General features: G+C 61.3%; 10 protein-coding genes. 9 read left to right on the forward strand and 1 reads right to left on the reverse strand.

Annotated elements, in window-relative coordinates; genetic code table 11:
• On the forward strand, positions 1-958 hold a 958-nt coding region (locus HPY83_10980), incomplete at its 5' end, for a response regulator (GenBank protein NPV08466.1).
• Here the strand turns inward: HPY83_10980 and HPY83_10985 are convergent.
• Positions 867-2,108: a response regulator gene (locus tag HPY83_10985; GenBank protein NPV08467.1), complete on the reverse strand. Its 1,242-nt coding sequence runs from the start codon at positions 2,106-2,108 to the stop codon at positions 867-869. The genes HPY83_10980 and HPY83_10985 overlap by 92 nt on opposite strands.
• Positions 2,109-2,480: 372 nt before the next feature.
• Here HPY83_10985 and HPY83_10990 point away from each other — a divergent pair, with 372 nt between their 5' ends.
• The 8 genes from HPY83_10990 to HPY83_11025 all read left to right on the forward strand — a co-directional run bounded on the left by HPY83_10990 (position 2,481) and on the right by HPY83_11025 (position 11,721).
• The gene (locus HPY83_10990) at positions 2,481-3,887 is read left to right on the forward strand and encodes a sugar ABC transporter substrate-binding protein (GenBank protein ID NPV08468.1); all 1,407 of its coding nucleotides are present in this window, start codon (positions 2,481-2,483) and stop codon (positions 3,885-3,887) included.
• Between the two features lie 86 nt (positions 3,888-3,973).
• On the forward strand, positions 3,974-4,924 hold the full coding sequence (locus HPY83_10995; protein ID NPV08469.1) for a sugar ABC transporter permease: 951 nt from the start codon (positions 3,974-3,976) through the stop codon (positions 4,922-4,924).
• A gap of 1 nt (position 4,925) precedes the next feature.
• Positions 4,926-5,816, forward strand: a complete 891-nt coding sequence (locus HPY83_11000) for a carbohydrate ABC transporter permease (GenBank protein ID NPV08470.1) — start codon at positions 4,926-4,928, stop codon at positions 5,814-5,816.
• Between the two features lie 62 nt (positions 5,817-5,878).
• Complete coding sequence (locus HPY83_11005) at positions 5,879-6,088, forward strand: hypothetical protein (GenBank protein NPV08471.1); 210 nt, start codon at positions 5,879-5,881, stop codon at positions 6,086-6,088.
• Between the two features lie 111 nt (positions 6,089-6,199).
• Positions 6,200-6,427 (forward strand): hypothetical protein, encoded by a 228-nt coding sequence (locus HPY83_11010; protein ID NPV08472.1) that lies wholly within the window; start codon positions 6,200-6,202, stop codon positions 6,425-6,427.
• Positions 6,424-7,593 carry a Gfo/Idh/MocA family oxidoreductase gene (locus HPY83_11015; protein NPV08473.1) on the forward strand — a complete coding sequence of 390 codons (1,170 nt, stop codon included), beginning with the start codon at positions 6,424-6,426 and terminating at the stop codon, positions 7,591-7,593. The genes HPY83_11010 and HPY83_11015 overlap by 4 nt, the downstream gene beginning before the upstream one ends.
• A gap of 14 nt (positions 7,594-7,607) precedes the next feature.
• Complete coding sequence (locus HPY83_11020) at positions 7,608-9,656, forward strand: prolyl oligopeptidase family serine peptidase (GenBank protein NPV08474.1); 2,049 nt, start codon at positions 7,608-7,610, stop codon at positions 9,654-9,656.
• A 46-nt stretch (positions 9,657-9,702) separates the two neighbouring features.
• The gene (locus tag HPY83_11025) at positions 9,703-11,721 is read left to right on the forward strand and encodes a prolyl oligopeptidase family serine peptidase (GenBank protein NPV08475.1); all 2,019 of its coding nucleotides are present in this window, start codon (positions 9,703-9,705) and stop codon (positions 11,719-11,721) included.
• Positions 11,722-11,748 lie beyond the last annotated feature (27 nt).

Here is an 11,748-nt window from a genome sequence, read left to right on the forward strand (position 1 = left end):
GCAAGGAGCCGCCGGCAACAGCCTCGGCAGTGCCGGCAAGGGGTTAGGGCTGGCCATCGCCAAGCGCTTTGTAGCCATGCATGGCGGGCGTATCTGGGCAGAAAGCGAGGTGGGCAAGGGTAGCACTTTCAGTTTCAGCCTGCCCCGGGCCGAGAAACAGGTGGCGATGTTACCCCCTCCGCCGTTGCTGCCATTGAGCAGCACCCAGACAGACCCCCCGACCGTAGTGGTTGTAGACAACGGTCGGGCAGTCACACTTCTCTCGCGGCGAATCGAAGGGGTGCAGTTCCTTAGCGCTCCTGACCTCCGCGAAGCACGCAAGCTGGTGCGCCAGGAGCACCCACAGGCTCTGATCTTGAACCGGCCACTAGAGATGGAGGACCTGGGCTCGCCCGTTCCCCCTCTCATCCTGGAAGAGCCAGTGCCCGTGGTGCAATGCGCGCTGCCGCTGGGGAGATCTCGATCGGAGACGGAGCTCTTTGACGACTGGTTGGTGAAACCGGTGGGCGCAGAAGTCCTGCTATCGGCCATCTCTGCCTTCCCTAGAGCAAGGAGAATACTGGTGGTCGACGATGACGTGCCCTTCGCCCATCTGATACAGCGCATTCTGGAAGCGCAAGAAGGCCGCTTCCAGGTGGCAACAGCACATGATGGAAGGTCTGCCCTGCGCCTGGCGGAGGAATTCTCTCCCGATCTGGTGCTACTTGACATTGCCTTACCGGGTCTGGAGGGCAGAGAGCTGGCGACAGTATTGCGGCAGAGGGCGAGCCAGGAAGTAGCTATTATCGCTGTGACGGCCCTGCAGCCAGATATGGGGGAAACGTCCAGCGGGGCGCGAACGTTCGCTGTCACCTCCTTGATGGGGTTCAGCGAGGAGGAGCTTCTTGCACTGATCCGGGCGTGTTTACATCACCTACGGCCGGCGTACGTTGCTGAGCCAGTTGTCGCAGGCTCTTGAGCAGATCGCGGCGGGAGATTGGCTTAGTCAAGTAAGCGGCTGCACCTAAGGCCATCCCAAGTTCAGGGTCGTTCACCACGGAGCAGACTATGACCGGCACGGCGCTGGTACGGGGGTTCAGCTTCAGCGCCTGCAGGACGTCCCAACCGTCCGCCTCCGCCATCATGATGTCCAGTATGACGGCCTCCACTTGCCTGGAGGCGGTGATGTCCACGGCCAGGCGCGGGTGGGGCACGGTCACGGGCTCCCACTCGCTGTTGGCCAGGTAGCGCTCGTAGAGAGCGCAAGCTCCCGGATTGTCCTCTACTATGGCCACGCGCCGGCGCTTGGCTGACGGCACTCGCAAGCGCAGTGTCAAGCCGCCTGCGCTCGCAGCCAGCTCGTGCTCCACGCCCTGAACATCCGCCACTCTGAGGGCCGACTGCAGTAGGTCGCGCTTGGATAGTTCTTCGGGGCGCCTCATCGGTATGATGATCGTGGCCACTTTGTCATCGCCCTCAAGGGCCACGTTGATGGTTTCATCAGGTTGGCTCTGCAATAAGCAACTGAGCACTTGCGTCAGAACTTCACGCAGTACCGCGGGAGTGGCGGTGACCATTATGTTCTTGCGGGGAGCCATCAGCTGCACGGAGACGCCCTGCCTTTCCGCCAGGCGCGACACCGTATCAATGGCCGAGCGCACCAATTCCACCAGATGCACCGGCTCCGGCTTGTGAGCCAGGGCGCGGATCTCCTCGCTCAGTACATCATCCGCCTGGCGTTCGCTATCGGTAGGGACTTGGTCTAGTTGAGGAGCTGGGCCAGGCTGAAGCAAGTAGCACAGTTGTTCCTCGGCGAAGCGCAGATCGCGATATGCCTGGCGCTCACTGAGAGAAAGCCGGCGGGCCACCTCCTCGACGCTGAAGCCGGAGACATAGCGCAACCTAAGGCAATCGTAGGCACGGCTCGCTGAGGCAGGCAGGCCGCTGCGCAGGTTGGAGCGCAAGGCAGCAATGGCGTCCAAGAGCTTGCCTCGCACAGCCTGAGCCCTCGCCAGAGGGTCACCGGTGTCCCGTGTTTCCGGCAAGAGCCTAGCCAGCTCGCAATCAGCCAGGCCCTGGGGAATGTAGAGGAGAAGGAGCGCCTCACGAGCTTGCTCCGGTGTGATCATTCTATCCCTTGCTCCCAGCAGCTGCCGCCGGCGCCGGCGAAAAATGGCAAAATCATGGCAAGTTTCTGTCAGGTGACACCGGCTTCAGGCAGCCTCACATGAGCTATGATGGCCATGCTACTCGAGATGCTTCCTATCCTCAACTGTTGGCAGCATAGGGCCTGCACTTCAAAACGGGGGCAGAGTGTCGGCTTGGCCAGAGCCACTCTCGACTGAAGTCGGATCTATAGGGCTGGCAGCCAGGCGTCGGGGCAGGCCGACGGTTGGCCAAAGACCCTCCAGCCCTGGTTTCAACCCAGGACTACTCTGCCCCGCACTGAATCGCACCCCGGCATCGGGCCTTCTATTCGCGCAAAGGAGGTAGAGATGGTAATGCAGAGGAGATCCAGCAGACGTTCGTTCTTGCGGGCAGCCGGGGCGTTGACCGGTGCAGCGGTGCTCTCGGCATGCGCTACTGCTGCCCCACAGACGGTGAAGGAGACCGTAGTGGTGAGGGAGGAGGTCGTGGTTACGGCCACACTCGAGCCCTCCGCCCTAGACCGCAGCAGGCAGGTTACGTTGACAGTCGCCGCGTACGGCTCACCTTCGCACCAACGGTATGGTGACACGCTCAAAGCGCTCTTCGAGAAGAACAATCCAAGCGTAACGCTCAAGATGGAATACTGGATGGGCGATGATCAGTCCTTCCTGGACAGCATGACCGCCCGATTGGTCGCCGGCAACCCACCCGACGTTGGTTTCGCCGGTGGTCTCTCTTGGGTACAGCAGTTCCTGGCCACCGGGGGCATCCTGGACCTAAGACCTTTCTGGGATCTCGTGAGCCAGGAAGAAAAGGATGACTTCTACCCTGGGCCGTTGGCCATCTATACGGGCAAGGGTGGCGAGCTCTGGGCCATCCCTCACCGGGTCTTCGCCGAGACGGTGTACTTCTGGAAGCCAGCCTTCGATGAGGTAGGGCTGGAGTACCCTGGTGAGGACTGGACCTACGAGGACGTACTCCTTGCAGCCAAGCAGACACAGAAGGAAGCTGACGACCGGGTGGTGCGCTGGGGATGGGAGAATTGGGCCAGCTACGGCGATATGTGGCACATGGCTCCTGCAGTCTGGGCCTACGGGGGCGACTGGTTCAATCCAGACTACACGCAGTTCATCGCTGATTCCCCGGAGGCGCTCGCAGGGTTGCAGGTGCTGCATGATTTCATATGGAAGGAGAAGGTAGCGCCGGCTCCTTCCATGCTCTCTCAACAACAGACCGACACGTACACTATGTTCGCTACCGGTTTCTACGGTATGTGGATGCAGGGATCCTGGGCATATGGCAACCTGCGAGATAAAGTGAGGGGCACCGAAAACGCCAACGCTTGGGACATCGCTCGCCTGCCCAAGGGGCCGAAGGGGCGCTGCACTCCCCTTGCCAGCAATCCTGTGTACGCTTTCAAGGCGACCAAGGAGCCCCAGTGGACCTGGGAGCTTGTCAAGTTCTGGAGCAGCACGGAGGCGATGTCGATAGCTGCACTGGTTTTTGGCACCGACGGAGCCCGCAAGTCTGCGGCCGGTGCGTCCAAGGACCCCAGCCAGCCACCAGAGCACGCTGATCGCATCTCGGCGGAGATGGCCGAGTGCGGCAAGCCAGCGCCCCAGCCGCCTCATTACAGCGAGGTGATGGATACCTTCAGCAACATCATGCAGCAAACCTTCGCCGATAACAAGATGCCGGTGGAGCAAGCGGTGGCCGAAGCCAAGAAGAAGATCGAGGAGATCTTGGCCCAACCCGAGTAGGACAGGGCCTGCTGAGGCGTGCAGGGGGGATGCCACACATCCCCTCTGCACGAGCAGGCAAACAAGCAGTGGGGAGACAACTCTTGATGACAGCATCCACCGACAACACCGCCCGTCCCTTGCTCATCCCCAGGTTGCAGTGGAACCGGCAAGCGCGGGAGGACATCGCCGGCTACCTCTTCATCTCACCCTGGTTGATCGGCTTCATTATCTTCACCGTCGGCCCCTTTATCGCTTCCTTCATTTTCAGCCTCTTTAACACCAACCTGATCAACAAGTTCGAGTTCGTGGGCCTGGGCAATTACGTCGAGCTGCTCAAGAACGAGATCTGGTGGAAGAGCCTCTACAACACCTGCTTTCTGGCCTTCTTCGGGCTAGCCACCGGCATCCCACTTGGCCTAGCGATCGCCTTGCTCCTCAACGAGCAGGTGGCCGGGCTCAAGATCTTCCGCACTACGTTCTACCTGCCTTCGGTTGTCGCGGGCGTGGCTGTCTTTCTTATCTGGATTACCATTTTCGACTACAACTATGGCCTATTGAACAGTTTCGTTGAGGCCCTCGGCCTGCCGCCACAACGGTGGCTGACCAGTTCGGAGTGGGTGAAACCCTCGATGGTGTTGATGAGCTGGTGGGGGGTTGGCGGTGGCGTCATCCTTTACCTGGCTGGCCTGCAGGCCATCCCGAAGGAGCTCTACGAGGCCGCAGAGCTAGACGGAGCAGCGCGACCACAGCGCTTCCGCCGCATCACCCTGCCCATGCTCTCGCCGACCATCTTCTTCATGCTCATCACTGGCATCATTGGCTCGCTGCAGACCTTTGTCGGCCCCCTGGTGATGACGGGGGGCGGCCCCAACTACGCCTCGACCACCGTGGTGCTGTGGCTGTACTACAACGGCTTCCGTTACTTCAAAATGGGATATGCATCGGCCATGGCTTGGGTGCTGTTCTTCATTATCGCCATGTTCTCCGCATTGGTGTTTCGCTCCTCGAGCGCCTGGGTCTACTACGAAGGTGAGATCCTGGGCAAGCGGGGCTAGGATGAAGGGCACCAACGTCCACTACGCGCGCAAGAGGGAAAGCATCTTCGGTAGGTACCGGCTGCGCCACCTTCTGGGGCGAGCGATCATATACACTGTCCTCATAAGCCTCAGCATCGTCTACCTGCTCCCCCTGTTTTGGATGATCTCCACTTCCCTCAAGCCGGCCGGGCAGGTGACCATCTACCCGGTGAAATGGATCCCTGACCCGGTGCGCTGGCAGAATTACGTGGAGGCCTGGAACCTCTATCCCTTCACCAAGTTCACCTTCAACTCGCTCTTCATCGTCATCATGACGGTCATCGGTGCCATCGCCTCATGCACTCTCATTGCCTATGGCTTTGGCAGGGTACGATTCCGCGGGCGGAACGTCCTCTTCTTTGTACTTCTCAGCAGCATGATGTTGCCCGGCGCCGTCACCATGATCCCGGTCTACGTGCTCTTCGCCAAGCTGAGCTGGGTGGACACGTACAAGCCGCTCATCGTGCCCTCCTACTTCGGCAGCGCTTACTACGTCTTCTTCTTGCGCCAGTTCATGATGAGCTTGCCGCTGGAGCTGGACGAGGCAGCGCGCATAGACGGCGCCGGCCATTTGACCACGCTCACCAGAGTCATCCTTCCTCTGATCAAGCCGCCCCTTGTCGCTGTGGGCATATTCACCGCCTTTGATCGCTGGAACGATTTCTTTGGTCCGCTGCTATATCTGAGCAGCCGCGAGAAGTTTACCTTCGTGTTGGCGCTGCGCGCTCTCCAAGTCGACACCGTCTATGGCTCCCACTACGAGTGGTTGATGGCGCTCTCGCTTATCCAACTGGCGCCGATGATAACCATCTACTTCCTGGCCCAGCGCTATTTCATTGAGGGCCTCTCCATCACCGGCGTGCGCGGCTGAACGCGGCCCATGGGCCAAGGCCTCCTCATAACACCGATATCCACGACAACGAGGCTTCTCATATGGACGGGGCCACGAGAGCCACAGTGCGTCAGAGCCTGCGCTGGGGTGAGATTGACAGCTATGTACTGCTGCCATCGGGCAACGGCGACATAACCGGCCTTTTTGACCCTTTCGCAGGCAAGGTCTACGACGAGTTGCGCTACAGCTCTGGCAAGCAGCGGGACATGCGCACGCTCTTGCTCAGCCGTCTCTTCTCTCAGGACTACTAGGAGTACTAGATCTGGGACTCACCGCTGCACCGCTGTCTGCAGGAGATATTCCGCTTCTCGCAGCCGCCCTGGATCATGTTCCGCGAGGACGTCAAGCAGGTGCCGGGGCGTATGCCTTGCTACCTGGCGGCGCACGCCCTGTTCGTCCAGGGCATAGACGAGATGCTGTTGCAGGACTGGTCTGGGGAGATAAGAGCCTTTCCCGCCTGTCCCTTCGCCGATGCCGCTTTCGGCCTACGCGCCGGCAGGTACATCGTTGAGGGCGAGAAGAAGGGCGATAGCCTGAGCGTTCACAAGACGCTAGCAAGCGAGAACAACACGATGGAGCAGGAAGAGTGAGCAGCCGCGATCTATCGAATGGGCGGCCGGTGAGAGTGGCCATAGTCGGCGTCGGCAGCCAGGGCATGGGCTTCCTGCACGCGCTGCGCCTGGTGCCGGAGCAGTTCGAGGTGGTGGGCGTGGCCGATGTAAGGCCCGGCCAACTGGAGCAGGCTGCTAGGCGCTACGAGGTTACACGCACTACCAGCAACTGGCGCGAGTTCCTAGAAGACAGAACTGTGGACCTGATGTACTTCGGCACACCTGGCGACCAGCATTCTGAAAACGCACTTGCAGCGCTGGCAGCCGGCAAGCATGTCTACATCGAGAAGCCGGTCACCTGCAATACCAACGATGCTCGTCAGGCCCTGGAATTGGCTCGCGAGCACCAGCTTACTGTTATGGTGTGCATGAATGTCAGGCAGTATTGGCCTTTTCCGATCATCAAACGCTTTGTTGACGACGGGCTGCTGGGCGACATTTTCTTCGCTCAGCAGGACTACCTGCACGATTGCCGCTACGTGCTTATGCCCGATAGCCCCCGCTTCTGGAGCACCAACGAGAGGCCGATAAACTTCCACCGCGAGTCCGCCATCCACCCGCTTGACACCCTAGTGTGGTTGCTAGGCCCTATCAAGAGGGTGTGGGCGCAGCAAGTCGAGGGCATAGTCGCACAGAGGAACCCCGGCCTCTTGCGCCCGAGCGACTGTGTCTCGCTGGAACTGGAGTTCTGCCGGCCCAATATGATCGGCCGCAGCCTCACCAATGTGGGCTACATCGGCTACTACGCTTTCCCCTACTACTCCATAAGCCTCTATGGCACCGAGGGTACGGCTTTGCCACAGGGCATCTTCTTGGGCCGAGACAACAATCAGGATTACGAGCAGGTGCACGATCCCGAACGCCAAGTGCTTATCCAATACACGCAGGAGCTACATGACCAGTTGGGCATAACCTCGGACATCCCCATTGTGCCCTATGAGTATCAGCCCGGGGACCCTAGTCATGTCGCCTGCCACTTGCGTCTATTCAAGCTACTGTTGCCGGCCTTACGGCGGCGACAGCCGGTTGATCCGGGTCTGGGCTCGAACGCGAGGTTGCTGGCGGTTCTTGAGGCAGCTCAGCGCTCGCTAGAGACCGCGCAGTTCGAGGTAGTGGACTACACAGGCTTAGAAACAGTGTCCTAGCTGGGGTGCCCGGTTTGAACGTTGAGCGAGAGAAGGCAAGTTCTGTGCTGGCCGACCTGACACCAGACATGCTGCACCGCTTCACCATGCGGCTGGCGGAGAGGCCGCCTTTCCCGATAGACCGGTTTCCGGACGCCGATGCCTGGCTGGAGTACCGCCACAATCTACGGCAGCGCGTACAGGAGGTGCTGGGGTTTCATCTCTACCAGTCGTGTGAGCTGGCCGCGCGCACTACTGGTGTACTAGAGCGCGATGACTACTGTATTGAGAAAGTGCTCTTCTACAGCCAGCCGGACGTGCCGGTAACTGCCAACCTCTACTTGCCGAACGCGCTGGCAGCACCTGCTCCGGCCATATTGCACCCACATGGCCATTGGGGGTTCGGCAAAGCAGCCGAACCTGTGCAGAAGCGCTGTATCTGGCTTGCCAGGCATGGCTTCGTATCCCTAGCCCCAGACGGCTGGGGTTTCGGAGAGCGGGCGGCGACCGGACATCGCTACGAGCAAGCCCTGGCGCTGACCGGTGCCAGCATCGCCGGCCTGGAGACCTGGGATAACCAGCGCGCCCTCGACTACCTCTGCACGCGACCGGAGGTGGATCCCAGCCGACTGGGCGTCACAGGCTGCTCCGGTGGCGGGCTGCAGACGACTCTGCTTGTGGCCACCGATGACCGCTTGGCGGCTGCCGCGGCCGTCTGCTTTCCGGTGACCTGGCATTCGCTGTTTAGCACAGACGTGAGTCACTGCCTCTGCAACTTCATCCCCAACATCTACCGGTATGCAGATGTTCCTGAGCTGCTAGCCACTTTCGCCCCCAACCCGTTGCTGCATGTCACCGCCCGGCGCGATCGTTCTTTCCCGCCAGGCGGTGCCAGAGAGTGCTTTGCCCGTGCTTCCGCCTACTGGCAGCTGCTCGGCTGCGCAGAGAACGCCCGCTATCTCGAGGTGGACGACGAGCACGGCTACAGCCAGCCCATGCGTGAGGCCATGTACGGCTGGTTCCTGCATCACCTGGCCGGCGTTGGTGATGGCGGGGCCGTCGATGAGGGCGAGATAACGCCGGAACCGGAGGCGTCGCGGCGGCTTTGGTGCCTGCCCGATGGCCTGCCGGAGGGCACAACCACGGCCTCGGCGCTCAATCGCCGTTTCGCCCTGGCCATCACTCGGCCGCAGATGTCTTCTGAGGTTCTCCGTAGGGTCATCCGCGAGGGAATACTCGGTGGCTTCCCAGCGGCCCCGGCGCCGGTCGTCACAGCTGGAGAGGAAGGGCGGGTAGTTACAGACGGCGCAGCGACCAGGATCGTCTATCTCAGCGAGCCGGGCATCGCCGTACCGGCACTCTTGTTGGAGCCCGGCGCCGGCGGCCACGTAGGCTCTGCGGCTCTCTACCTCTCACCAAGCCACAAGGAGCAGGCACTGACAGACCCGGTGGTGACAGAGCTGATGCGACGCGGCTGGACGGTGCTGGCGCCGGATCTGCGCGGCCGCGGCGAGACACATTGGCCGGCCGACGAGAGCCGGGGCAGCGACGAGTACACCTCTTTCTCCCGCCTGCAACTGCTTGGGCGGCCGTTGTTCGCCTGCCGGGTATGGGACGCCATGCAGTCTCTGAAGCTGCTTCGCTCCCGACCTGGCGTCAGCCAAGGGCACGTGGCAGTGGTGAGCGACGGCGTGGCAGGGCTGGAAGCCCTATACCTGGCTGCCTTGGATGAGGAAGTCGCTGCGGTGGCCATCTGGGGGGCGCTAGTCAGCTACGTGCCCGATGAGCCTGGAGTGTTCTCAACCGAGATACCATTCAGCACTTTCCTGCCCGGTATCCTCGCTCTGGCCGACTTACCGCAGGTGGCAGCGCTGGTCGCGCCGCGACCACTGCTGCTGGCCGGCGGGGTAAACAGCCTCAATCGGCCAGCCCTTGGGGCGCAGGATCGGTATCGCACCACCAAGGAAGTGTACGAGAGCTTGGGCGCCGGGGAGCGTTTCGAGCTCTACCAGGCCGATCAGAACGCTCGCGATGACCTGCTTGCCGGGTGGCTGGTGCGGTGGCTGCCTGCAGGGAGAGCATGATCCTGGCGGCTGTTCCTGCAGCGTCGATAGACAAGCGAGGGGCGCAATGAGAGGGGACTGGGTAGGACGTTGGGGCGAGCGGCTGCCAGTCTCACCGCACTTACAGCCGCTGGTGCAATCATTGGAGATGTTGGGCCAGCGCCAAGCGACCGCGGACAGCCAAGTGCGGCGGCAGTTGCGCACCACGACCGATTTCGAGGAATACCGCGATAAGGTTCGCCGCAATCTGTGGGAGGTATTGGGTGGAATGCCGGAGCGCACGTCACTCGACCCGCGCCTGGTGGGCATGCTGGAGCGCGACGGCTACCGCATTGAGAAGGTGATATTCGAGAGCCGGCCACGCTTCTACGTCACTGCCCTCGTCTACGTGCCCACCGGCGGGAAGCCCCCCTTTCCTGCCGTGCTCCGGCCCCTGGGCCATTACCCTCAGGGTAAGGCTACCTACTATGGCGGCGGCCCTGAAGTACAGGGTCACTGCATCGCTTTGGCCCGTAAAGGCTACGTCGTGCTCACCTTCGATCCTTATGGCCAACTAGAGCGCGGCAGCTACTTCGACCCCCGCTCCGGCAACAATCATTTCATCCAGGGCACGCAGGGTATCCTCACCGGCATGCACTTGGGCCAGCACTACCTATGGGATGCAGTGCGGGCGCTGGACTATCTGGTCAGCCGCCCAGAGGTAGATGCTCAGCGCCTCTGCGTCACCGGCACATCCGGTGGCGGCACGCAGACGGTGTACCTGGCGGCGGTGGATGAGCGCCTGGCTGTCTCAGTGCCTGTGTGTTACGTGATGGAAAGCCACCGCCAGTTTGGCCCCAGTCAGCTTCACCCGGAGTCGGTATTCCCAGGCTGCGTTCAGCCCTACGGCCCAAACAACACCGCCTTAGCTTGCTGCTTTGCGCCAAAGCCACAGCTCATCATCGGTGCGCTACATGATCCCGCCTTTCCCCACGAGTCTATGCAGGCTGTCTACGAGGAAGTGCGTCACGTGTATCGGCTATATGATGCCGAGGAGCGCCTAGCCCTGGTTTTGACGGACTCCGATCACGGCTACACCCTGCCCATGCGCCAGGCCATGTATCGCTGGGCCAACTACTGGCTGGGCGTGGATGCCGATGATGAGGAGACAGAGATACACCTGGAACGTCCGGACGATCTCTTCTGCTTGCCAGGCGGCGATGTCGCCAGCCTCGGAGGTGAAACGGCCTTCAGCCTCAATCTCATCCATGCCCATGCTCAAGCGCGTGCCTGTACAGAGCGCCGCTTTCGTGGTCTGTCATCGCCAACAGCATACAAGGCGGAGGTGCGTAGCGGATTGGCCAGGAGTCTGCTATTGCATAGGCCGACGTGCTTTCCACCGGCCACCGTCGTTGGCGAGAGCGAGACGGGGTTGGACCGTACCATCAGCTACCACTTCCAGCCGGAGCCGGGCTTTGACGTGCTCCTCACCCTCAGCCTGCCCAAGTGTGCAGAGCGCCCCTGTCCCGTCGTTCTGCACTGCAACGATGAATGGAACCTGCCCCGCGCCGGGCTGGCGACGGCACTTCTGCGGACAGGATTAGGCCTAGTGGCAATAGGCGTGCGCCTGGGACCCGGCCATATGGCGCTCACCTTTGGCAGAACCGAAGTAGGCATGGCGGTAGTCGACCTGATGCGGGCGGCCGACTGGTTGGCAGGCATGGCCGAGATTGACTGTGCGCGCTTGGCGCTCCATGGTGAGGGCGTTAAGGCCGGGCTCGTAGCCCTGATGGCCGGCGCCTTGGATGAACGCTTCCGTGCCGTCGCTGCCGCCGGATTCGAGCCGTCACTCTTGGCACTGGTGGAGGAACCCGACAGGCGCTCGGATTCACACTTGCTGCCGGGAGCGTTGCGGTACTACGACGTACCCGATGTGTGTGCCGCCATAGCACCTAGAGCTCTGTGGCTTCTGCACGACAAAGCAGACGTGGTTTGGCCGAAACAGTTCTACGCTGCTGTAGGCAGCCCGCAGAACCTCAGAGTTGACCTTCCCTCCGACGATCGAGATTCACGAGTCGTACGGTGGCTAAAGGAGAGCTTATGCTGAACCTGGCTGTTGACCCACGGCTGCACC

It is taken from the genome of Anaerolineae bacterium (assembly GCA_013178015.1).
Taxonomy (GTDB): domain Bacteria; phylum Chloroflexota; class Anaerolineae; order DRVO01; family DRVO01; genus Ch71.

Coding starts and splice junctions, on each gene's coding strand:
- HPY83_10985 (NPV08467.1), bottom strand. CDS start 2,108: ATGATCACACCGGAGCAAGCTCGTGAGGCGCTCCTTCTCCTCTACATT.
- HPY83_10990 (NPV08468.1), top strand. CDS start 2,481: ATGCAGAGGAGATCCAGCAGACGTTCGTTCTTGCGGGCAGCCGGGGCG.
- HPY83_10995 (NPV08469.1), top strand. CDS start 3,974: ATGACAGCATCCACCGACAACACCGCCCGTCCCTTGCTCATCCCCAGG.
- HPY83_11000 (NPV08470.1), top strand. CDS start 4,926: ATGAAGGGCACCAACGTCCACTACGCGCGCAAGAGGGAAAGCATCTTC.
- HPY83_11005 (NPV08471.1), top strand. CDS start 5,879: ATGGACGGGGCCACGAGAGCCACAGTGCGTCAGAGCCTGCGCTGGGGT.
- HPY83_11010 (NPV08472.1), top strand. CDS start 6,200: ATGCCTTGCTACCTGGCGGCGCACGCCCTGTTCGTCCAGGGCATAGAC.
- HPY83_11025 (NPV08475.1), top strand. CDS start 9,703: ATGAGAGGGGACTGGGTAGGACGTTGGGGCGAGCGGCTGCCAGTCTCA.